Annotated in this window: 15 protein-coding genes; 4 read left to right on the top strand and 11 right to left on the bottom strand. The window is 71.1% G+C overall.

The annotated features are described in order from the left end of the window. Position 1: 1 nt before the first annotated feature. From ACIA03_RS03010 to ACIA03_RS03025, 4 genes are read right to left on the bottom strand one after another with little or no spacing between them, the layout of a single operon-like run. On the bottom strand, positions 2-2,239 hold the full coding sequence (locus ACIA03_RS03010; RefSeq protein ID WP_396979095.1) for a DUF3488 and transglutaminase-like domain-containing protein: 2,238 nt from the start codon (positions 2,237-2,239) through the stop codon (positions 2-4). Further along, positions 2,236-3,501 (bottom strand): DUF58 domain-containing protein, encoded by a 1,266-nt coding sequence (locus ACIA03_RS03015; protein ID WP_396979097.1) that lies wholly within the window; start codon positions 3,499-3,501, stop codon positions 2,236-2,238. Before ACIA03_RS03015 ends, ACIA03_RS03010 begins: the two co-directional genes overlap by 4 nt. A 1-nt stretch (position 3,502) precedes the next feature. After that, on the bottom strand, positions 3,503-4,471 hold the full coding sequence (locus ACIA03_RS03020) for a MoxR family ATPase (protein WP_141794754.1): 969 nt from the start codon (positions 4,469-4,471) through the stop codon (positions 3,503-3,505). 10 nt (positions 4,472-4,481) lie between these two features. Continuing rightward, positions 4,482-10,799 carry an Ig-like domain-containing protein gene (locus tag ACIA03_RS03025; RefSeq protein WP_396979100.1) on the bottom strand — a complete coding sequence of 2,106 codons (6,318 nt, stop codon included), beginning with the start codon at positions 10,797-10,799 and terminating at the stop codon, positions 4,482-4,484. Positions 10,800-11,032: 233 nt separating this feature from the next. Between ACIA03_RS03025 and ACIA03_RS03030 the strand changes: the two genes are divergently transcribed. The 3 genes from ACIA03_RS03030 to ACIA03_RS03040 are packed head-to-tail and all read left to right on the top strand — an operon-like array spanning position 11,033 to position 14,740. Continuing rightward, the gene (locus ACIA03_RS03030) at positions 11,033-11,824 is read left to right on the top strand and encodes a PP2C family protein-serine/threonine phosphatase (protein ID WP_396979102.1); all 792 of its coding nucleotides are present in this window, start codon (positions 11,033-11,035) and stop codon (positions 11,822-11,824) included. After that, a complete protein-coding gene (locus tag ACIA03_RS03035; protein ID WP_396979104.1) occupies positions 11,817-13,190 on the top strand; it encodes an FHA domain-containing protein in 1,374 nt (457 codons plus the stop codon). Before ACIA03_RS03030 ends, ACIA03_RS03035 begins: the two co-directional genes overlap by 8 nt. Further along, positions 13,187-14,740, top strand: coding sequence for a serine/threonine-protein kinase (locus ACIA03_RS03040; RefSeq protein ID WP_396979106.1), 1,554 nt, complete (start codon positions 13,187-13,189; stop codon positions 14,738-14,740). The genes ACIA03_RS03035 and ACIA03_RS03040 overlap by 4 nt, the downstream gene beginning before the upstream one ends. On the opposite strand, the gene ACIA03_RS03045 is transcribed toward ACIA03_RS03040, so the two are convergent. Both ACIA03_RS03045 and ACIA03_RS03050 read right to left on the bottom strand, forming a co-directional pair. Beyond that, the gene (locus ACIA03_RS03045) at positions 14,741-15,496 is read right to left on the bottom strand and encodes a hypothetical protein (protein WP_396979108.1); all 756 of its coding nucleotides are present in this window, start codon (positions 15,494-15,496) and stop codon (positions 14,741-14,743) included. A 165-nt stretch (positions 15,497-15,661) separates the two neighbouring features. Continuing rightward, the gene (locus tag ACIA03_RS03050; RefSeq protein WP_396979109.1) at positions 15,662-15,970 is read right to left on the bottom strand and encodes a type II toxin-antitoxin system prevent-host-death family antitoxin; all 309 of its coding nucleotides are present in this window, start codon (positions 15,968-15,970) and stop codon (positions 15,662-15,664) included. Positions 15,971-16,077: 107 nt separating this feature from the next. Here ACIA03_RS03050 and galT point away from each other — a divergent pair, with 107 nt between their 5' ends. Continuing rightward, positions 16,078-17,157, top strand: a complete 1,080-nt coding sequence (gene galT / locus ACIA03_RS03055; protein WP_396979110.1) for a galactose-1-phosphate uridylyltransferase — start codon at positions 16,078-16,080, stop codon at positions 17,155-17,157. Here galT and nagB read toward each other — a convergent pair. The 5 genes from nagB to ACIA03_RS03080 all read right to left on the bottom strand — a co-directional run bounded on the left by nagB (position 17,154) and on the right by ACIA03_RS03080 (position 22,126). Continuing rightward, a complete protein-coding gene (gene nagB, locus ACIA03_RS03060) occupies positions 17,154-17,951 on the bottom strand; it encodes a glucosamine-6-phosphate deaminase (protein ID WP_396979112.1) in 798 nt (265 codons plus the stop codon). The genes galT and nagB overlap by 4 nt on opposite strands. Position 17,952: 1 nt before the next feature. Next, positions 17,953-18,888, bottom strand: a complete 936-nt coding sequence (locus ACIA03_RS03065; protein WP_396979114.1) for an ROK family protein — start codon at positions 18,886-18,888, stop codon at positions 17,953-17,955. Between the two features lie 11 nt (positions 18,889-18,899). Then, positions 18,900-20,357 carry a glycoside hydrolase family 3 N-terminal domain-containing protein gene (locus ACIA03_RS03070; protein ID WP_396979116.1) on the bottom strand — a complete coding sequence of 486 codons (1,458 nt, stop codon included), beginning with the start codon at positions 20,355-20,357 and terminating at the stop codon, positions 18,900-18,902. Next, positions 20,357-21,475 (bottom strand): ROK family protein, encoded by a 1,119-nt coding sequence (locus ACIA03_RS03075; RefSeq protein WP_396979118.1) that lies wholly within the window; start codon positions 21,473-21,475, stop codon positions 20,357-20,359. Before ACIA03_RS03075 ends, ACIA03_RS03070 begins: the two co-directional genes overlap by 1 nt. 195 nt (positions 21,476-21,670) lie before the next feature. Beyond that, on the bottom strand, positions 21,671-22,126 hold the full coding sequence (locus ACIA03_RS03080; protein WP_396979120.1) for an HNH endonuclease: 456 nt from the start codon (positions 22,124-22,126) through the stop codon (positions 21,671-21,673). Between the last annotated feature and the right edge of the window lie 218 nt (positions 22,127-22,344).

Below are 22,344 nucleotides of genomic sequence, written 5' to 3' on the forward strand. Positions count from 1 at the left end.
GTCAGCGCCTCCGCCACAGCCGCGTGGGCACCAGCGAGAGCGGGTTGACGGCCGCCCGGATGCGCTGCCACCTGGTCCGCGAGTCGGAGACCGACGAGCGAAGGGTGCCGACCTGCTCCCAGAACGCGGCGACCTCGGCATCGTCCGGTCCGGCCTCGCCGAACATCGTGGTGTCGGTGAGCAGCGCCAGACCCGGCGCACCGTCCATGCCCGGGGACGCGGACAGCACTGATGCCTGCTCGCGGCGGGTGGCCCCGGCGGGCACCCCGACCCCGAAGTCACGCGCATGGTCGAGGGTCTCGCGCCAGCCACCGGAGAGACGGGCGACCGGAGACCCTCGCGTCCGCCGGCGGTGTCGCCGCCAGACCTTGGCGCCGATGATCGCCCCGCACAGGGCCGCGATGAGGAGCAGCGGGATACCGACGTACGTGAAGACGGCGATCAGCCAGCCGGGCAGCGTGAACCCGTCGGGACGCGAGTTGGCCTTCTGGTTGACCGACTCGTCCAGCGGGTCCCCGGAGGTCGCGGGCGGGCGCACCGGCGCGGGCGGCGGGACGACCTTGCCGGTGACGAGCTCCTCGGGCTGGGGAGCGTTCTGCTCGGGCGGCTTCTCGGTGTTCATGAACTCGGACCAGTCGAGGGTCGCCCAGGACCCGTCCGACATCCGCAGCTCGACCCAGGCGTGCATGTCCTTGCCCTGGACGACGCCGTCGGAGCCGACGACGGCACCCAGGACCACCCGGGCCGGGACGCCGACCTGGTTGGCCAGGATCGCCATCAGCGCGGCGTACTGCTCGTCGTTGCCGGCGAGCTGGCCGCCCTTGGCGGTGAAGTCGGCGAGGCGGCGCAGCGAGTGGCCGGCCGGGTACTGCTGGTTGGGCGGCTCCCCGTCGGTGTAGGTGCCCTCCTCCTTGAGCTTCTCGGCCACGGCGAGGGCATTGGTGATCGGCGAGTCACCGCCTCCGGCGTACTCGGCGGCGAGCGCCTGGAACTGGGCGGCCTCGTCGCCGATCGGCGACCCGCCGGACCACACCTCGCTCTTCTTGCTGACGTTCTCGTCGGTGACCGAGGCGGTGAAGGAGTAGGAGTCGCCGGGCTTGAGCGCGGACGGCAGCACACCGGTCGACGTGGCCAGGTTGTAGCGGAACGAGTCGGCGTCGGGACCGTCGAAGGCGATGTGGGTGAGCGCGGTGGGCAGCGGGACCCAGACGCCGCCGAAGTCGTCCCCGATCGTGATCGTCCCGTGCACCTGCTTGCCGTCGGCGAGCGGATTGCGCAGCGTGGAGCTGATCTTCTGGAAGGTGTCGTCGGGACCTTCGGTCTCGCCGGAGTCGTTGGCGGCGCGCCAGACGGTGCCGTCGTACGAATCCATCGCGGCGACCCGGACCCGGGTGCCTTCGGGCAGGCCGGAGACGGTGAACAGGTCCTTCTCGTAGAGCCGGCGGTCGTCCTCGGGTGTCTGGTAGCCCTTGGTGTAGACGCGGAAGCCGGCCAGGGGCGACGGGTACTGCCCGACGTTGAACGGCGGCTCGATCTCGCCGCGCAGGACGGTGCGCTCGGGCGCGAGCCCCGGGAGCAGCGGCCCGGCGAGGAACGCGAGCCCGGCCGCGCCCAGGCACAGGCCGGCTCCGATCGCCGTCCGCGAGAGACGGCGCCCGCCGGCGGCGAGGGCCCGGGCCCGCATCCCGCGGATGCAGAGCCAGGTGATCGCGAGCGCACCGAAGAGCGCGCCGAGCAGAGCGGTCTTGGACGGGTCCTGTACGCCGAGCAGGATCACTCCGGCCATCAGTGCGAACGCGACGAGCACGGGTGGCAGGGCCGCCTTGACCCGCACCGCCAGCGCGAAGCCGAGGCAGCCGGCGACCAGGCCGAGGATGTAGGGGATCGTGAGCAGCGCTCCGCCGTCGACCGGCGGCAGCGTGGTCAGCAGTCGCTTCCAGCCGTGCACCGAGTTGTCGGCGAGCGTGCCGATCGTGTCCGGGACCGGCAGGAACGAGAGGTCGCCGATCCCGTGCAGCGCGACCGCGCCGCCGAGCACGAAGAAGGCGGCCAGCAGCCCGACCGCCAGGACGACGACCGGTTGGCCGCGGCCGACGAAGGCGATGAGGATCCCGAGCAGCAGCCCGGCGACACCGGCGATGAGGTAGGTCCAGCCGGCGTAGGTGTCGTCGAAGCCGAGGAAGGCGATGGTGCCGAGCAGGAAGAGGAGGAGGGCGTCGACGGCGTGGTGCTTCTTCATCCGGACAACCCCTTCGACAGCACGATCGGCAGCTGGTCCAGGTCGGGCAGGGTGATCATCGGCAGATCGGCGACGGCCTTGAAGCCGGCGCGCTGCGAGGAGTCGACCCGTACGGCGACTGTGGTGGCATCGACCGAGAACTGGCCGGCGGCGCGCTGCAGCGCGACGAACTCCGGGTAGCGCCCGGTCACCAGCATCACCAGCGACGCGTCCGGCGCCTGCCGGGCCGCCTCGGCGGTGATCTCGATCAGGTTGGTGTGCTGCGGGGTCGCCCGGGAGCAGGCGTCGAGGGCCGAACGCCCTCCCCCGTTGGCCGCGGTGGCCCGCACCATGAGTACGTCGCCGGTCGCGAACGAGACGTCGAACTCGTCCAGGATCCCGCGACGGAGCAGGGAGCCCGCGATCGACATCGCGGTCTCGTACTCCTCCTCGCTGTCGTACGACATCGGCGAGGAGTCGACGATGACGACGATGTGGGAGCGGCGGGTGTCGAGGAACTGCCGCACCAGCAGCTGGCCGTGGCGTGCGGAGGAGCGCCAGTGGATGTGGCGCAGGTCGTCGCCGGGGACGTACTCGCGCAGGGCGTGGAAGGCGAGGTCGCTCATCGAGGTGTTCTGCGCCGTCGAGCCCTCGAGGTCACGGACGAGACCGACGCCGAAGGGCTCGAGGTGGGTGGTGCGCGGGTGGACGAACACCTCGGTGCGGTCGGTCCACTCCTGCACCCGCCGGAAGAGCCCGAGCGGGTCGCCGCGTACGGTCCGGACGGGGCCGACGTCGATCACGCCGCGGCGCTGGGTCGGCACCACGAAGAGCTCGGTGTGCTCGGCTCCGGGGAGCAGCATCGGCAGGTCGTACGTCACCCCGCCTGCCCCGATCGGGAACTCCAGGCTCGTGGAGACGAGCGGGCCGCGCGCCTCGTTGCGGGCCCGCAGCTCCCCGGTCAGCGCCTGGCCGACGGCGACGCGGGGCGGCTCGACCACGGTCGCCACCGCGAGCCGGGTGCGCCCGATCATGAAGAAGGCCGCACCGATCACGAGGAAGAGTGCCGCCATCGCCACCACGGCCGCCTCGATCCAGCCGAGGGCGGTCGCGGCGACCCAGGCGAGTGCGCCGAGGAGCAGCACGCCCCAGCCGATCGAGGTCACCGTGCCGAACCACGGACGGGCGCGGTCGGCGACGAACGAGTAGGCCGAACCGGCCCCGGACACTACCGAGGCCGATCGTTTCCGCAGGTCAGCAACGAGGTTGCGGGCCTTGCTCATCTCAGGCGACACGCTCGGTGGGAGCCGGGACAGAGGTGAGCAGGTCGCCGATGACGTCCTCGACGGTGACGCCGTTGAACATCGCCTCCGGGTCGAGGATCAGGCGGTGGCAGAGCACCGGCTCGGCGAGCGCCTTGACATCGTCGGGCAGCACCTGGGAGCGGCCCTCGGCGAGCGCCCAGACCTTGGCGGTGCGCACCAGGGCGAGGCAGCCACGCATGGAGGCCCCGAGCCGGATGTGCTTGTGACGCCGCGACTCGTCGATCAGCGCCGAGACGTACGCGACGATCGCGGGGTCGATGTAGACCTGGTCGGCCATCTCGGCCATCTGGGTGACCGTCGGCGCGGTGATGATCGGGGTGACCAGCGTGGCCCGGTCGCGGACCGAGGAGTTCATCAGCAGCTCGACGGTGGCGTTCTGGTCGGGGTAGCCGACCGACGTCTTCATCAGGAAGCGGTCCAGCTGCGCCTCGGGCAACCGGTACGTCCCAGCCTGCTCGATCGGGTTCTGGGTCGCGATCACCATGAACGGGCGGCCGACCTCGCGGGTGGCGCCGTCGACGGTGACCCGACCCTCCTCCATGACCTCGAGCAGCGCCGACTGGGTCTTCGGGGAGGCCCGGTTGATCTCGTCGGCGAGCACGATGGAATGGAAGATCGGGCCCGGGTGGAACTCGAAGGCACCCTTGCCCTGGTCGTAGACCGTCACACCGGTGACGTCGGAGGGGAGCAGGTCCGGCGTGAACTGGATGCGCGCATGGGACCCCTGGACGGTGTTGGCCAGCGCGCGGGCGAGCTGGGTCTTGCCCGTGCCCGGGTAGTCCTCGAGGAGCAGGTGGCCCTCGGAGAGCAGCGCGGTCAGCACCAGCCGGATCACGTTGCGCTTGCCCAGCACCGCCTTCTCGACGTTGTCGGCAAGCTTCTCGAAGGTCTCGTGGAACCAGCGAGCCTGCTCATGGGTGACGGTCATTTCTTCTCTCCTACCACGTTACGTTCTTCGTGAGGACGGGACGCCCAGAGGTCTGGCAGGTCACCGTGAACGGCGTGTTCGCGCCGACCCAGCCCCGACCGCTGCCCGAGCCCGAGCCACCGCTCCCGATCGTCACGTTCCATCGGGACGTGGTGGCGCTGGTGCGGCACTCCCAGGTCTTCCCGGTGAAGGCGGGGTCGGTGATCGTGGACCCGACGTACCAGCAGGTGCCACCGCACTGGGTCTCCGGCTGAGGGCAGGCGCTGCCCGAGCACTCGCCGGCCTTGTTGACCTGCATCGTCGGGTCCGGTGGCGGGTCGGTCCGGGCACTGTCGGACGCGGACTTGGCAGCCCTCGACGGGGAGCTGTCGCTGATCGTCACCGTATACGTGTAGGTCGTGTCCCAGTTCGGCGCGTCGTCGGTGCCGGATGCGTTGGCGGCGCCCGTCCCGGTCGGGTCGATGCGGTGGATCACGGTGCTGCCGCGCTTGATCACGACGGTCGCGGCGTTGCCGTTGGGGTCATAGCTGACCGACCAGCGGATCTTCGTGCCCCCGGCCGAGCTCACCGAGATCGACGGCTGGCCCAGCGGACCATAGGTGGTCACCGACTTCGTCGACCACGCCCCGCAGGCCGTCCCGGCACCGGTGCCACCACCGGAGCCGTTGCACGACCGGAGCTGGACGTTGGTGGGCGCGCCGTTGGAGAAGCCCGAGATCGTCTTGGTCTGCTGACCTGCGCCCTCCGGCGGATAGGTCCACGACCCGCAGGAGGACCCGTTGCGCACACACTCGACGATGTTGGTCTTCCCGTGGGAGGCACGCGGCGTGAAGACGATCTCCGCCTGACCGTTGGTGCCGGTCGGGGTCGCGCTCGCGAAGGAGACCGCGTCCGGCGTCGCCGCCGCCTCGACCGTGCCGCCCGCGGAGTAGCTGGATATGTGCGTGTCCGGCGACCCACCGGAACCGGTCTCGCGAGGCGAGGTCGCCTCCGCGTTGCGGGCCCTGACGGCGTAGGTGTAGATCGTGCCGTCGTTGGCGACGTCGTCGCGGCAGCTGGTCTCGGTCACCCAGGAGCAGACGATCTTCTCGCCGGTGCCGCCGGTGCGGCGTACCTCATAGGTCACCGGCGCGGGGCCGTTGGCCGCGACCGGGCTCCACGAGACCGTCACCGCCTTGCCGGAGTTGTTGGCCGTGTTGGCCCACTCGAAGGTCGGCGCCGCCGGGGTGTCCGGCTTGCCGGCACCCATTCCCTCGACCGTCGACGTCGGGCCCTTGTTGGTCTTGACGCCCTTGTCGTTGAGCGGCACGACGGTGAACTGGATGGGGTCGCCGTTGGAGCTGACCGCCGCCGGATAGGTGGTCTGACCTGCGGAGATGTCCTTGATGCCACCGCCCGGCCAGCTGATCCGGTATTTCTGCACGTCCGAGCAGTCGCACGCGGCCGGCGGCGCCCAGCTCAGCTCGACCTTGTGGTCGCGCTGGCGGGTGACGCGGAGGTTCTGCACCGGACCGGTGTAGGCGTCGGGCTCGCCCTCGGCCGAGTTGCTCCACTCGCGGCTCGGGCCGACGGAGTTCACCGCCCGCACCCGGAAGTCGTAGACGGTGCCGTTCTTCAGCCCGGTGATGCGGCAGGAGGTCGACGGGCAGTCCTGGACGTGGTCGCCGTTGGCCTCCACCTCGTAGCGCTGGATCGGGTCGTCGCCGTTGTCCTTCGGCGCGTTCCACGACAGCGCGACCACGTTGGAGAGGAAGTCCGAAGTCGTACGCAGCCCCGTCGGCGCGCCGGGGACGTCGATGACGTCCACCTCGATGACCCCGGTGGCCTTCACCCGCTTGGAGTCCTTGCCGGAGTCGCTGACCTCGATCGCGTAGCGGTAGTGGCCGTGCCCCTCCTCGGGGGTGTTGAAGGTGATCTTCGAGCCGCTGGCCTTGCCCATGTCGGGCGAGTCGCCGTCCACCGGGTCGAGCTTGGTGACCACGATCTCCTGCGACTCCGACGGCACCGGTGTCTGCAGATAGTCGGCCATGTCGATCGAGACCGTCTTCCCGGCCTCGGTCTGCAACGGCTTGATCGGCGAGAGCGACGGAGCCGGCAACGCGATGACCGTGACCAGGAGCTGGCCGGTGGCGTCGGTGCCCTTCACCCCGATCTCCAGGGCGCCCTGGGCACCGGCGTCGGCGTGCTCGGCGGTGAGCCGCAGGCCACCGTCCTCGGGCTTGACCTCGACGCCGTCGAGCCCGTCGCCGACCTCGGCGGTGTAGTCGAGCTCGTCGGCGTCGCCCGGGTCGGCGGTCCACACGTGGCAGATGGCGGCGATGTCGACCAGCGCGCCGTTGCCGCTCTCCGGGACCTCGACCGGAGTGCTCGGACAGTTGATCTTCGGCTCTTCCTTGCCGACCTGGACCGGCAGCGAGATCACCGAGAGGTGAGCGTCGGCGGAGGTGATCTTCTCTCGGTCGGCGACCTCGAAGGTCAGGGTCGCGGGGCCCTTGGTCTCACCGGCGGTGACCTTGACGGTCGTCGCGGTGGTGTCGCCGGTGTTGAGCATGCCCTCGGGCGCGGCCACGATCTTGTCGGTGGTGGTCAGCACCACCGGGTCACCCTCGGGGTCCTCGACGTAGTCGGTGATGTCGACGTTCTTCGTCTCGCCCGGGTTGAGCTGTAGCTCGGAGCCCGGCTTCAGATAGGGGGCGTCCTTGGGGCGGGCCGGGACGTAGATCGAGCCGACCGCCTGGGCCCCGTCGGGGTCGGTGACCCGGTAGGTCCACACCCGGGTGGTGTCGCCGACCGGCAGGGTGACCTTGCCGTCGTCGATCTTGGGCTTCGACTCGTCCTCGCCGACCGAGGGGCCCTCGACCGCGTCGACGGTGAGGTCCTCGAGCGCGTCGTCGATGTCGGTCACCTTGGTCATCACGTCGACGGTGGTGGTCGAGGAGTCGCCCTCCGGGTGGGCGACCACGATCCCGGCCATCGGCGGGTTGTCGTAGCCCTCCTGGTAGCGGATCGCGAGCTCACCGGTGTCCTCGTGGAGACCCGTGGTCGCGCGATAGGCGATGTGCTGGAACGGCTCCTCGGAGCCACCCTGGACCGTGACGATGCCGTCGGAGCGCTGCTTGACGCCGGTGCCCTCGGCCGCGTCGGTCGAGGCCAGGTGCAGCTCGGTCCCCGGCGTACGCAGGTCGTTGGCGAGCACGTCGTAGGTCAGCTTCTTGGCGGGGTCGAGCGTGACCAGGTCGTCGACGGCGACCGGGCGCTGGGGCGCGCCGGGTGCGACGACGGCGATCCGCACGGTGCCGGTCGCGACGGCGCCGAACGGGTCGCTGACCTCGTAGGTGAACTCGTCGGTGCCGGCGGCGTTGGGGAATGCCTGGTAGGTGATCGTGTTAGCGCCGTGGGCCAGGACGCGACCGAAGGAGGGCGCGCTGTTGATCCGGGTCACCGAGACCGAGTCGCCGTCGGGGTCGGTGCCGACCGTCGGCAGCCGCAGCGTGACCTCGTCGCCCTGGACCACCCGCGACTCCAGCGCCTTCGGCGCCGGCGCGGAGTTGTCGGCCTTCTTCTGCGGCAGCGGCTTGACGTGGATCCGGATGTTGCCGGAGGAGTGCTCCGCGGAGGGGTCGCCGGTGTTCTGGACGACGTAGCGGACGTCGACGTCTACCGGCCCCTTCACGTCGTCAGGGGCGACGTAGCGGACCCGGTTGCCGTCGATGTAGGCCTCGCCGACCGTCGGCTGGCCCAGCACCTGCAGCTGTCCCTTGGTCTCGATGGTCTGGTCGACGACCAGGCCGACCGGGTCGCCGCTCGGCGTGGAGTCGTTGTCGAGGACCGGGATCGAGACGGAGTCGGCGGCCCGCACGGTGGCCTCGTCGTCGACCACCTCGGGGGCGTTCTCGGCGCCGCGCAGCGCCGGACGCTGGCTCACCGTCACCGATCCCTCGGCCTCGGCGGCACCGTTGCTGATCGTGTAGCGGATCGCCTGGGTGGCCGGGTCCATGTCGGGCTTCGACGCCTGGATCCGCAGCCAACGGCCGTCGAGCACCGCGACGGTCAGGTCGCTGTCGCCGACCGGCTCGGCATGGGTCACCGCGAGGAGCCGGCCCCGGGAGTCGTAGTCGTTGGCGAGGACGTCGAGGGTGCGGGTCGAGGTGCCGAGGACGGCGGTCGTGTCCGGGGTCGCGATCGGCTGGTCCGCCGCCTGGGAGGCGGGCTTGACGTCGACCCGGATCTTCGCGGAGGCGGGCTTGGCCGCCCCGAAGCCGGCGTTGTAGCTGAGCTGGTAGGTGCCCGGCGAGCTTCCCCGGGCCCGCACCACGCCGGTCTCCCGGTCGGTGCTCACCTCGAGGCCGCCCTTGGGCGGGACGTCACCGGCGAGGGTGAGGCTCGCGTCGAGGTTGGACGGGTCGGCGCCGGGGATGTCGTTGTCGAGCGGACGGATCGTCACCCAGGAGCCCTGGGTGCCCTCGGCGACGTCGTCCTTCGGCTCCGGGGAGGCGGTGTTGGCCCCGGCGACGATGTTGATGCGTACCTTGTCCTTCGACGGCTTGCCGCCGGTGCTGACCTGATAGCCGAGGCTCTCGTTGCCGGTGGCGTCCGTGGCCGCGGTGTAGCGGATCAGGCCGTCCGGGGTCACGCTCGCCTTGCCCTTGGACGCGGTCGGGGACTGCGCGGTGACCGGGTCGCCGTAGCGCTCGTCGCGCCAGTCGCCGACCACCGGGATCTCCACGGTGCCGCCGGCGGCGACGGTGTAGTCGGTCGGGGTGTAGTGCTCCCGCAACGTCGGTTTGCCGGTGCCGCCGGAGCCCTCGATCTGGAGCTCCACGCTGGCGTCGTCCTGGCCCGCCTTGCCCTTGAGCCCGTCGTCGACCGTGTATTTGAAGCTGGTCTTCTTGCCCTCGGCCCCATCGGGGGTGGTGACCAGGATCGACTGCCGGTCGGGGGCGATGGTGGTCTCGACGCCGTCGATGGAGGCCTTGCCGACCGAGACCACGCTCAGGATCGAGTCCTTGGCCGAGGAGTCGTTGTCGAGGACGTGCAGGACCGTCGTACGTCCGGCCCGGGCACCGAGCTGGTCGTCCTTGGCCTTCGGCGCCTGAGCGGCCTTGGTCTGCTGCTGCTGTTTGTCCTTCTTCTGGTTCTGCTTCTGAGTCTGCGGCTGGAACGCCTCCCAGTTGGAGATCTTCTTGACGTCGGCGCCGTCGATCTCCCAGACATCGCCGTTGCGCAGGTCGTTGAGCACCAGCTGGCCACGGTTGACCCGGAACTCCAGCTCGGCGGCGGGGCCGAGCGTCGGGATCTCACCCAGCACCGGCTCACTCTCGCCGCACTGGGTCACCACCGAGCCGGTGGACCCGTTGGCCCAGGCACCGAAGACGCAGTCACCGAGCCGGACGGGGGCCGCCGGGTCACCGGCGGACTCGGCGACGTGGCGGATCTCGCCGTTGCTCAGCTTGACCGCCTTGAGGCCCGTCGCGTCGCCGACGAGCACCTCCTTGGCCTTCACGGAGGGCTGCTGGAGCACCGCGCTCTCCGCGGTCTCACCGAAGTCCGCGGCCACGTCGGAACCCTTGGAGGCGCCGAGCAGCCACCCGGCGCCGTCGAGGGTGATGACGTGGTCGCCGACGACCGTCGCCGAGGTCGGGGTCTCCGCGTACTCCGGAGCCTTCGGGAGCTTGGTCTCCGCGGGATCGGCGAACCGCTCACCGTCGGGCGCGAAGGCGGTCAGCGTGCGCTTGGCAGCCGAGACGGCGTACGCGGTCCCGTCGGTGCCGATGGTGAGCACCGCGTCCGCGCCGACCGTGTCGGTGGGCTTCGTGGAGCCGGAGAGGTCGGAGAGGTCGCCGACGCCGACGGTCGGGTCGACGGAGGTGAGCCAGACCTTCCCGGTCTTCTGCTCGGCGACGCCGATGGTGTTGCCACCCATCACGACCCGGCTGTCCTTCACGGTCACCGCGTCGTCGTCGAGACCCTCGGCGAGCTTGGTGTTGACCGGTGTGACCGTGCGGGCGTCGCGGTCGACGGAGGCCACCGCGATGCCGTTCTGCACCACGTCGAGCCCTGCCCGCTCGGACCTGGACCCGGTCTCGTTGCCGGCCCAGACGACACCGTCGAGCTGGGCGACGGGACGGTTCTGCCGGCCCAGGGTGCCCCAGGACTGGTTGGTCACCCAGATGCCGCCGTCGTCGAGATCGGCCTTGTGCACGGGGTAACCCGTGGACTGGATCGCGTAGACGGTCAAACCGCCCGCAACCACCGCAAGAGCAGCCCAGGACGCGATGGAGGTCCGATGACGCCGCATCCAACCGGGCGCCATCCCGAAACGTGCCACCACGACTCTCCCCAAGTCCTTCCATGCCAAACGGCCAGCCGACGCGAAAAGCCGGGCTTACTCTAGGCGTGCCCCGGGGTTGAAGCCACACGAATGAGCCAAACGTGGCACACGGCTCAGTGAACACGCTCACCGATACGGTACGGGATGTTCTAAAGTGTCCGCTTCCAGCACCACTATATTTCCCATCCTGACCGGGATGTTCCCGATAATTGGCACCGCAAAGGAACAGCATGACCGCTTACCCAGCCCTGCGTGCCGCGGGGGCGACTGATGTCGGCCGGGTCCGCGAGGTGAACGAGGACTCGTTCGTCATGCTTCCCGCGGTCGCCGTCGTCGCCGATGGGATGGGTGGTCACGCCAGTGGCGACGTCGCCAGCGCACTCGCGGTGGAGACCTTCCAGAGTCGCTTCGCGACCATCTGCCCCGTTCCCGAGGACATCCTCGATGCCGTCCACGCCGCCAACTCCGCGATCACCGCAGAGGCGACGCGCAGCTCCGAGAAGCAGGGCATGGGCACGACCCTGACCGGGGTGGCGCTGGTGGAGTCGGAGGGCACTCCCCACTGGCTGGTGTTCAACGTCGGCGACTCGCGCGTCTACCGGCTCTCGCCGACCGGCGTGACACAGGTGACCGTCGACCACTCCGAGGTCGCCGCGATGGTCGAGGCGGGGATGATCACCGCCGCGGAGGCCCGCGTCCACCCGCTGCGCAACGTCATCACCCGCTCGCTCGGCACCTTCCCGGGTCCCGAGGCAGACACCTGGCTGATGGCCGTGTCGCCCGAGGACATCTTCCTGCTCTGCTCCGACGGCCTCACCGGCGAGCTCGAGGACCACGAGATCCATGAGATCGCGTCCAGGACGCTCAGCGTGGGCGGAAGCATCGACAACCTGGCCCAGAGGCTGGTGGACGCCGCGGTCGCATCGGGCGGGCGCGACAATGTCACTGTGGTACTCGTGACTCCCCCGCCCTCGCTCTTCACCGCCCCGTCGGAAGTCGACGCCTCCTCGTCCCATGAGTGATACCGCTACCTACTGTGTTGGGCACTGGCTCGCGTTGAAGGGCGACCGGTGCTGGGCTCTGGTGCAGCTCGGGCCGGGTGACCCGCGGGTCACCGGTGTCCAGGCGGCGCTGGCCGACCCCCACCCGGTCGACGCGATCGCCGGACTGCTCTCCGCCGACGGGCCCCGAGCCCCGGGCTTCGCGCTGGTCGGGCGCGAGGGCCCGCGGGTGCGGTACGCCGTGCGCTCCCCCGCCAAGGTGACCGCGGTCGTCAACGAGGTGCCGGTCTTCATCGACGGCATCGACGTCTCCGGCAAGTGGGCCGACGGCCACTTCGCCGCCGTCCCCGAGCGGGCCGAGCTCGCCAACGGTGCCTGGGGCGGGATGGAGGAGGACCAGCCGCTGATCGACACCGCCCACGCGCGCTCGCTGGACGTCGTCTTCGACCCCAACTTCTACGCGCAGGTGCAGGTCGACTCGACCATGGCGCCGCCGCTGGACCACACCATCCGACGCTCGGACCTCGCTGCCTCGCCGCCGCCCGGGATGCCGCCTGCCTCGCCTCCTCCGGGGATGCCGAGCGTGCCGTCGTTCCAGAGTCCTCCGCCGGCCGCCGTGCCGCCGCCACCGGTCGCGCCGTCTGCCCCTGCCCCGGAGGCCAAGAAGGGCATCATCGACGGGCTTCCGTGGCGCAAGAAGGGCGCCAAGAAGCCCGACCCGAACGCGTGGGGTCCGCCGGATCGGCAGTCTTCGCCCCCGGCGATGCCGCCCGCTACGCCACCCGCCGCGCCGCCACCCCCGATGCCCGCGCCCGCGCCGATCCCACCGGTCCCGACGCCGGTGCCGACCCCGCCCAACGACATGGCGACCCGGGTCCGCGACGTCCCGACGCCGACCCCGGTGCCGCCCGCGGGCGGGCCGACGGTGTGGGCGGTCTACTGCCCGCAGGGCCACGCGTCCCCGCCCTACTCCCCAACCTGCCGCATCTGCCGGATGGCGCTGCCGCCCCACCAGCAGCCGGTCTCGGTCCCGCGCCCCGCGCTCGGCCAGCTCAAGCTGGGCGACGGCCGGGTCGTCATCCTGGACCGGGGTGCGGTCTTCGGGCGGTCGCCGCGCGCGGATGCCAGTGGCAACACGGGGGCTGGTGGCGTACCTCCGCATCTGGTGAAGGTGATGCTGCCCGACATCAGCCGGCTGCACACCGAGGTGCGCCTGGAGGAGTGGCAGGTGCTCGTCCGCGACCTCGGCTCCGCCAACGGGTCCTACCTGACCCTGCCCGGTGGACGTCCGCAGCAGATGCGGCCGATGGAGGAGTACGCCCTGGAGCCCGGCTCCGTGGTGAGCCTCGCCGGTTCGATCAACCTGACCTACGAGGTTCTCGGGTGACTCAGACACCACACCCAGAGCTCGGTCCCGAGCTGCCGGGGATGACCTGCCTGGGCCGGCTCGGCTCGGGCGGCTTCGCCGACGTCTACCTCTACGAGCGTCACCACCCGAAGGTCCGGGTCGCGGTGAAGCTGATGCGCTCGTCCGACCTGGCCGAGGCCCAGCGGGCGCAGTTCGCCGCGGAGGCCGCTGTGATGGCCGAGCTGGCCGAGCACCCGTTCATCGTGCCGGTGCACAGCGCCGGCGAGACGCCGGACGGCCGCCCCTACCTGGTGATGGGCTACTACCCCAACGCCGACCTCGGTGCCCGCGTACGCAACAACCCGATGAAGGTGCAGGACGCGCTGCGCTTCGGCATCCAGATGGCCTCGGCCGTCGAGACCGCGCACCGCGCGGGGATCATCCACCGCGACATCAAGCCGTCCAACATCCTGCTCTCCCGCTACGACGTCCCCGGCCTGGCCGACTTCGGCATCGCCGGCCGCCCGCGCGACGACGAGGGCGACATCGGGGTCTCGCTGCCGTGGTCGCCGCCCGAGGTCCTGACCTCGGCATCCAACGGCTCGGTCGCCTCCGACGTCTACTCGCTGGCCGCCACCGTCTGGCACCTGCTGGTCGGCCGCTCGCCGTTCGCGGAGCGGGGCAACAACTCCGACCGCGCCGTCTTCTCCCGCATCCTGCACACGGCTCCGCCGGCCACGGGCCGGCCCGACGTACCTCCGTCGCTGGACCGCGTGCTGCAGCAGGCGATGGCGAAGGACCCGGCCTACCGGCCGCGGACGGCCCTCGACCTGGCCCGCCACTTCCAGCGGATCGAGCAGGAGCTGCGGCTGGGCCGCACCGAGGTGCAGGTCCTCGACCGCGATGCCGGTGGCAGCGGGTCGGTCCCGGTTGTTCCCGCTGTCCCGGCCTCGCCCGGCGAGGGTCCGCCCACCGGGTCCGGGCGCAGGAACCTGCCGACCATGCCGACCGACCCGGAGGCCGAGCTGGTCACCGAGGTCAAGCCGCCCTCGCAGGTCATCGCCCAGCCCCCTCCACCGGTCCAGGCGGCTCCCTTCCCCGACGCCGGCTCGGCCTCGGGCGACCGCACCCGGTTCAGCTACCCGCGCGCGGAGGAGGGCCCGTCCGTCCTCACCGGCGCGCGCCCGACGGAGTCGCGCAGCAAGACCCCGGCGATCATCGGCGTCGTCGTCCTCTTCCTCATCGCCGCCGTCATCGGCATCGTGCTCTCCCGCGGCGGCGAGGACGAGAAGCCCGACGAGGTCCCGCCCCCGCCCGTCGAGACCGACCTTCCCGGCGTCACCGGCCCCGCCGCCCCGGGCAAGGTCAAGGGCACGCTCAAGGGCAACCGCGCCGTCTTCACCTGGTCCGGCGTGCCCGGAGCCACCGGCTACAAGTGGGTCGGCGACAACTCCACCAGCGGCAACGTGAGCCAGCCCAAGGCGGTCGTACGCCTCGAGGGAGCCACCAAGGTCTGCATCCAGGTCCGCTCCCTCGGCGAGAACGGCAACGTCTCCCAGGGCGCAGCCCAGGCCTGCGTGTCGAAGTAGCTAACTGGACCGGTGCGGTCCGGGATGCCCCTCGCGCCGGATGCAGGGTCGCTTCGCACGTCTGAGGATGGCCCCGCAGCGTGGTTCGCGCCGCCCGGACATGACTCGGGTCAGGTCGAACGGCTCGACACCCGCGCGCGCACGCCTCATCGCCGCGCCGAGGGCGGCGACCGGGTCCGGATTGCCGTCTGCGTCCCAGCCGTGGGTCATCGCGGCTTCGAGCTCATCCTTCGACAGGTTCGTCGCCGTCGCCTCATCGAGGATCCCGGCCACGACAGCGGCCTTGACCATCCCGGGAGGCGCGGGCTCCGGACGGTAGTCCCAGCCGTCGAGGCCGACCTCCTCAGCCACCACCTCGACCAGGGCCAGCACCTCCCAGACCTCGGTCATCAGGTCCGGGTCGATACGCCCGCTGCGTACGAGCGCGGCCGCCATGTCATAGGCCGCGGCCGCTCTGCGTGGACCCGCCACCAGCACCTCGATCATCCCGACCGGAGTCCCATCAACGACGTCGACTCGGCTGGCGAAGACCACCCGATACTCCTTCTGGAGTACGTCGAGGGTGTTCCATCCCGCGAGCTTCTGTCCGCCGCGGTTGCTGAGCGGGTGCGCACCCGCCGGGTTGCGACACAGAGCGACGACGTCAGCCAGCAGGGACTCGCGCTGCGCGATCGTCAGCGGCTCGAGCGACTCGACGAACGCATCGTTGAACTCGACGTACGCCTGGTCGTCCGGAAACCTCTCGCTGGCTCGCACGGCCTAGGCCGTGTCTCTCAAAGACACGGCGGCCGCGAGCGGCGTTTCGGACCGATCTGGCAAGGCGTCCGCCGCGAAGGCATCCTGGAGGCTGTCGAGTGGCGGCAACGCAGCCAGATCGGATGCGAAACGTCGCGTAGCGGGCGTGGATTTGGGAGACACGGCCTAGGCGACGTCGCGATGCGCCGCGGCCCGCTCACGGACCCGGCCCACGTCGACACCGAGACGCTCGCAGGTCTCCTCCAGAGACAGCAGCTCCCCGCGCGAGGAGACGATGTCGGCTGCCGCGTCGAGCACTCGGGCCGTCGCCTCTCGCAGCGCACGGAGGTCGCCGTCGAGATGCTCCGCCGACCCGATCACGGCCACCGGCCTACCGTGGCTCGTCAACACGATTCGGCCCTCGGAACTCTTGGCGGCCAGCGCTGACACGCCCATCCGGGAGGCGGCCGTCATCGGCACACGTGTCTCCTTCATGGCTGCAACACTACCTAGATCTATGTAGTCTTGCAATCGCGCGTCCAGGTCGCAAGACGACCGCATCCGGTCATCGCGGCCGAAGCCCCGCAAGCGATAATCGGCGCATGCCGAACACCCCTGTGGCCACGTCAGCGAAGCTGGCGGACGGGCGCGAGATCTGGTTCTTCGACGAGCAACCGACGCTGCGGTCGGTGCACGACGAGCGGCCGCTGGAGCCGCGGGCGGGCGGGTCCCAGCTGCGCTGGGACCGGCTGACCGCGACCTGGACGGCGGTGGCGGGACACCGGCAGACGCGGACGTTCAAGCCGCCGTCGGACGAGTGCCCGCTGTGCCCCTCGGTCGACGGCAGGCTCACCGAGATCCCGGCGGAGAGCTACGACGTGGTCTCCTTCGAGAACCGGTTCCCGGCGCTGTCGACGGTCGCGGTCGGCGAGGCGACCGGGGAGCCGTTCGTCTCCCAGCCGGGTCGTGGCCGGTGCGAGGTGGTGTGCTTCACCAGCGACCACGAGCAGAGCTTCGTCGACCTTCCGCCCGAGCGGGTGCGGACGGTGCTGACGGCCCTCGCGCACCGCACCGAGCAGCTGACGGCGATGCCTGAGGTGGCGTACGTCTTCTGCTTCGAGAACCGCGGCGAGGAGATCGGGGTGACCCTGCAGCATCCCCACGGGCAGATCTACGCGATGCCGGTGCTGCCGCCGCGGATCGAGTCGCTCGCGAACGCCGCCGACGCCCACCGGGAGGCGACCGGCGAGTGCCTGCAGTGCGCGGTGCTCGCCGACGAGATCGCCGACGGGTCACGGGTGGTGGCCGAGAACGGGTCGTTTGTGGCGTACGTGCCCTATGCCGGCCGCTGGCCCTACGAGATCCGGGTCGTGCCGCGGCGTCACGTCGGCTCGCTGCCGGGGCTGACGCCTGCGGAGATGAGCGACCTCGCCGCGCTCTACCAGGAGTGCCTGCGGAGGATGGACGGGCTCGACGACGCCGGCCCGGTGCCCTACATCGCCGGCTGGCAGCAGGCCCCGACCGGCCGCGAGGACACCTGGCACCTGGCCACCGAGATCTTCACCATCCGGCGGGCGCCGGGGCGGCTGAAGTACCTGGCCGGCATCGAGTCCGGCGTCGCCCTCTGGGTCAACGACATCCCGCCGGAGACCGCCGCCGAGCGGCTCCGCGAGGCTCTCTAGAGCCCCTGCCAGTCGGGCTTCCCCTCGTAGACCTCGCGGTAGTAGTCGCGGCGTACGAGGCGGGAGGCCGCGGCCTCGTCCAGCAGGACGGAGACATGGCCGTGGAGCTGGAGAACCGAGGCGGGACAGGTCGCCGAGACCGGACCCTCGACCGCGGCGGCGACCGCCTCGGCCTTGCCCTCGCCGGTGGCCAGGAGCAGCAGGTGGCCGGCCCGGGTGATGGTGCCGAGCCCTTGGGTGAGTACGTGGCGCGGCACCGCGTCGGGCGAGCCGAAGAAGCGCGCGTTGTCCTTGCGCGTCCTTGCCGTGAGCGTCTTGATCCGGGTCAGCGAGGCCAGCGACGAGCCGGGCTCGTTGAAGGCCAGGTGGCCGTCGGACCCGATGCCGAGGATCTGCACCTCGATCCCGCCGGCGGCCACGATCGCCGCCTCGTAGCGCTCCCCCGCCGTCGCCAGCGTCTTCTCGGTCGGGTCGGGCCCGTGGACCCGCTCGGGCGGGATGCCGATCGCGTCGGTGAACTCGCGCCGGATGGTCGCCAGATAGGACTGCTCGTGCCCGTCGGGGAGGCCGACGTACTCGTCCAGGTTGAACGTCTCCACACCGTCGTAGGACGGTCCGCGGCCGTCGCGCGCGCGCCGGATGAGCTCCTCGTACGTCGCCAGCGGCGTCGAGCCGGTGGCCAGCCCAAGCACCGCGGGGGTGCCGGCGGCCGCCCGGCGGCGGACGACGTCTTCGAGGGCGTCCGCGGCGAGGGAGGCCACGTCAGCGGGGGTGTCGAGGACAACTACTTCCATGTCAGTCCTTGGTCGGGGTGATCGTCGGGGTGGGCGACGTGATCGGGGTGATCAGGGCAGCACCGATGGCGGCGACGGGAGTGCCCGAGACCACCCGCAGGCGCGAGGCGAGCTCGAGGGAGGCGAGGAACGGCGAGGTCTCGGCCTGCCTGGCCAGCGCGGCCGCGATCGCCTCGCGCAACGGCTCGCCGACCGCCGCGACACCGCCGCCGATGACGACACGTTCAGGGTCGACGGCGAGGGCGAGGGCACGTACGGCCGCGGCGACGCCGTCGGCGAAGCGGTCGCGCACGGCGACGGCCGCCGGGTCGCCCGAGGCCGCTGCCGCGAAGAGCGCCGCGGCAGGGTGACCGGTGGCCGTCGGCCAGGCGGCCGCGAGCGCGGCACCGGACGCGACGAGCTCGAGGCAGCCACGCTGTCCGCACCCGCACACCGGGCCCTCCGGGTCGACCGGGAGGTGGCCGACCTCCCCGGCGGCGCCGTGGAAGCCCCGGCGGAGGGCACCGCTGAGGTAGAGACCGGCGGCCAGACCGGTGCCGAGCGAGAGGTAGATCAGATCGTCGACGTCCTCGACGGCGTGCGCACCGAGGGTGGCCGCGTTGGTGTCGTTCTCGAGGGTGACGACCGCTCCGGTCCGCGTGCCGAGGAGCTCCGCGAGCGGGAAGGCGTCGCCGTCCAGGCCCAGGTTGACCGCGTGCTTCACGGTGCCGGCGCGGGTGTCGACGATGCCGGGGATGCCGACGCCGATCGAGCTGATCTCCCCGCCGTCGAGCGCGTCACGCAGGCTCGCGACCACCGCGGCCGCGCTCGTCACGACGCCCTCGGCGCCGAGCGTGGTGGCGGCACGCTCCTCGGCCAGCACCTCCCCGTCCGGCCCGATCGCGATGCCGTGGATCTTGGTGCCGCCGATGTCGAGGCCGACCCGTGCTGGGCTCATCGATGCGGGGTTCATCGGTCCCAGCCCGATCGTCTCAGCACCTCGGTGACCGCGGCCACGCCGGGCAGCGAGAAGCCCTGCGGGCACAGTCGCGGCAACCCCGTCCCGTCGTACGTCCCGGGCCACCCCCACTCCACCAGCACCGCGGCGCCGTGGAGCTCTGCGACGGTCCGGCCGACCTCGGGACGCCGGTGGGCGTCGCGTACCTGCACGATGAGCGGTGCCTCGGGGAGCTCGGGGAGCGGGTCGCCCGGGCGGATGACGACGTCCGGGGGAAGCCCCCAGGGCACGTCGCCCACGGCGATGTTGGCCTCGGTGTCGACGGTCACGACCTTGGCACCGGCCAGATCCGGGAGGGCGGTGAGGTCGCTGGCCGTGGCGAGCGCCCGGCGAGCGCCCTCGACCGAGTGGGCCTCGAACCGCGGATCGAGCGTGGCCTCGGGCCGCTGCTGGGCCCCGGCGAAGTCGGCGAGCAGCCCGTCGACGCGTGCGACCGCGTCCTGGAGCCGCTCCAGCGGCAGCTCTCCGGACTCGACCGCGGCGACGATCGCCGCGGCGACCTCGCGGACCAGTGACGTGGGCTTGTCGGGGCCGAGGAGGAGCAGGTCGGCGCCCGCCTTCAGCGAGAGCACCGACGCCGCCGGGATGCCCCGGGTGGCCGACGCACCGGCCATGTCGAGGGCGTCGGAGACGATCGGCCCTTCGTAGCCCAGCTCGCGCAACAGCCCCAGCACCGGTGCGGAGAGTGTGCCGGGCAGCTCCGGGTCCAACGCCGGCACCACGATGTGGGAGGTCATCACCGACGCCGCTCCGGCCTCGGCGGCCGCCAGGAACGGGACCAGCTCGCGCTCATGCAGAGTCGCCATCGTGGCCTCGAGGACAGGAAGAGAGACATGGCTGTCCTGGCCGGTGTCGCCGTGCCCCGGGAAGTGCTTGACGCAGGCGGCAACGCCGGTCGACTCCAGGCCGCGCACCCACGCGGCCACGTGCTTGGCGGCCACGCCGGCGTCGTGGGAGAACGACCGGGTCGCGATCACCGGGTTGTCGGGGTTGGAGTTCACGTCCGCGACGGGGGCCAGGTTGAGGTTGACACCGGCCCGCGCCAGCCGCACGCCGATGGCACGCCCGGTCTCCTCGGTCAGCGCCAGGTCGTCGGCCGCACCGAGGGCCGCGGCGCCGAGCACCGAGGATCCGGTGAGCGCCTCCAGCCGGGTGACGTCCCCACCCTCCTCGTCGATGGTGATCACCGGGGTCCAGCCGCCCTCGGCGGATGCTGTCCGGATCTCGGCCGCCAGGCTGCGTACGGACTCCTCGCCGGCCTCGGTGTTGGGGCCGGCTGTGTTGGTTCCGAACAAGCAGATCCCGCCCATGCCCTCGCGGAGCAGCTCGGCATAGTCGGCCGGCAGGGTGGGGCCGGCGAAGGCGGAGACCTGGACGCGCAGCGCCATGGTCTCGACAGCGGACGTCATCACGACACCCCCAGCTCACCGGCGAGGACGAGCACCGCGGCACCGACGATGACGACGTCCTCGCCAAGCGTCGACGTACGGAACTCCAGCGGCTCGCCGCTGACCGGCATCGTCCGCTCGCGGATGATCCGGTCGGCGGTCTCGCGCAGCGTCCCGTCGAGCAGATCGGCCGGCCCGGAGAGGACCAGCTCGTGAAGGTTGAGGGTTCCGACCACAGGCGCCAATGCCTTTCCAAGGTGTTCTCCGGCTTCCACGAGCGCGTCGTCGTGGTCCGTCTCGAGGCGTTCGCGCAGGCGCGGCACCGCGAGGAAGGTCTCCAGGCAGCCCCTACGGCCACACGCGCACTGCGGGCCTTCCGGGTCGACGGTCACGTGCCCGACCTCACCGGCCGCGTCGACGAACCCGTGGAGCAGCGCACCCTCGAGCACGAGTCCCGCACCGACACCGGTCCCGACCCGCACGAGCATCAGGCCGCCGTCGCCCGACTGACCGAATGTGTACTCCCCCAGCACGGCCGTGTTGGCGTCGTTGGCGACGTACGTCGGTCGGCCGGTCTCGCGGCGCACCTGCTCGGCCAGGGCGACCTCGGTCCAGCCCAGGTTGGGTGCGGCGACGACGGTGCCGTCGGCCGCGACGACACCGGGGCTGCCGATCCCGATGCCGAGGATCGGCCGGTCGGTGCTCGCGATCAGCTCGGTGACCAGCTCCTTGACGAGGCGTACCGCGGCGGCGCCGGTGCGGCCCTCCCGGCACCTGGTGGTGCGGTGGACGACGTCGCCGGTCAGGTTGAGCACGGCCCCGGCGACCTGGTCGTCGATGGAGACGTCGACGGCCACGATGTGGGTGGCGTCGGCGGCGAGCCCGACCAGCATCGGCGGCTTCCCGACCCGGCTCTCCACCGGCGCGCCGAGCTCTTCGACGAGCCCGTCCTCGAGCAGGCTGCCGACCAGATCGGAGACCGTCGCCCGGGTCAGACCGGAGGCCCGGGCCAGGTCGGCACGGCTCGCGGGACCCACCGCGAAGAGGTGCTGGAGCACCAGCGAACGGTGATGGCGCCGCGCATCCTCCTGCAGCAACTTCCCGATCGGCCGCAACGTTCGCCGTCTCGCCTTGGACATGTTTGTTAGTCCATCGTACTTATTAATGCTGCGTCAAGTCGACACGACATTTTCCTCGCCGAGAGGTCACATTCTGACGCCGAAGGGTCGGTTTCTGCCATCGAGACGTCAACCTCCGGAACGCTCGACACCAGAAACTGACGCCTCGCGACCAGAAATCGACTCCTCGGGGACAGAAACTGACCTTTCGGCGGGTCAGATGATGGCGGCGAGCTGGGCACGGGTTGGGACGTACGGCTGGATGCGGAGGACCATGTGGGCCTCCTCGGGGGTGCGGTTGCCTTTGCGGCCGTTGCACTTGCCGCACGCCGCCACGGTGTTCATCCATGTCCATCTGCCGCCGCGAGACTGTGGCAACAGGTGGTCGATGGTGCGGGCCTGGCCACCGCAGTAGGCACAACGATGCTGGTCGCGCTTGAGCACTCCCTCGCGGGAGTAGCCGGCCGGCCGATACATCCAATGCATGGCGATGTAGCGGACCAGCCGCACCGCCTTGGGCCATGGATGTGGCCCGATCATCTTGTCGCCCTGTTGCTCGTGAACCACCGCCACCTCACGGAACAACATCCGCACGGCATGCTTGAACGAGACCCTCCCGAGCGGCTCGAAGGAGGCGTTATACAGGGTCACGGCGCCCATGGTCGTGGTCATACTCGGTTACCTCCCAGGAGAGTCGGATAGAGATCGCGTGCAGATCGGGTGGAAACAAAAAGGGCCGCCCCGACGAGACAGACATGTCTCGCAGGAGCGGCCCGGAGTGATCCGGTGCGGCTATGCACCCAGGTCACTGTCGGCTCCCGCGGGCATGAGGGTCGCGCTCGTGCGCAGCGGTCAGCGACCAGGCCGCCGGGGCGGTGGTCGAGTGCTGC

Source organism: Nocardioides sp. NPDC051685, from assembly GCF_044453405.1.
Lineage (GTDB): Bacteria > Actinomycetota > Actinomycetes > Propionibacteriales > Nocardioidaceae > Nocardioides.

Bases quoted from the DNA above. Each gene is read 5' to 3' on its own strand.
- ACIA03_RS03010 (WP_396979095.1), bottom strand. From the start codon at position 2,239: ATGAAGAAGCACCACGCCGTCGACGCCCTCCTCCTCTTCCTGCTCGGC.
- ACIA03_RS03015 (WP_396979097.1), bottom strand. From the start codon at position 3,501: ATGAGCAAGGCCCGCAACCTCGTTGCTGACCTGCGGAAACGATCGGCC.
- ACIA03_RS03020 (WP_141794754.1), bottom strand. From the start codon at position 4,471: ATGACCGTCACCCATGAGCAGGCTCGCTGGTTCCACGAGACCTTCGAG.
- ACIA03_RS03030 (WP_396979102.1), top strand. From the start codon at position 11,033: ATGACCGCTTACCCAGCCCTGCGTGCCGCGGGGGCGACTGATGTCGGC.
- ACIA03_RS03035 (WP_396979104.1), top strand. From the start codon at position 11,817: ATGAGTGATACCGCTACCTACTGTGTTGGGCACTGGCTCGCGTTGAAG.
- ACIA03_RS03050 (WP_396979109.1), bottom strand. From the start codon at position 15,970: ATGAAGGAGACACGTGTGCCGATGACGGCCGCCTCCCGGATGGGCGTG.
- galT (WP_396979110.1), top strand. From the start codon at position 16,078: ATGCCGAACACCCCTGTGGCCACGTCAGCGAAGCTGGCGGACGGGCGC.
- nagB (WP_396979112.1), bottom strand. From the start codon at position 17,951: ATGGAAGTAGTTGTCCTCGACACCCCCGCTGACGTGGCCTCCCTCGCC.
- ACIA03_RS03065 (WP_396979114.1), bottom strand. From the start codon at position 18,888: ATGAGCCCAGCACGGGTCGGCCTCGACATCGGCGGCACCAAGATCCAC.
- ACIA03_RS03070 (WP_396979116.1), bottom strand. From the start codon at position 20,357: ATGACGTCCGCTGTCGAGACCATGGCGCTGCGCGTCCAGGTCTCCGCC.
- ACIA03_RS03075 (WP_396979118.1), bottom strand. From the start codon at position 21,475: ATGTCCAAGGCGAGACGGCGAACGTTGCGGCCGATCGGGAAGTTGCTG.
- ACIA03_RS03080 (WP_396979120.1), bottom strand. From the start codon at position 22,126: ATGACCACGACCATGGGCGCCGTGACCCTGTATAACGCCTCCTTCGAG.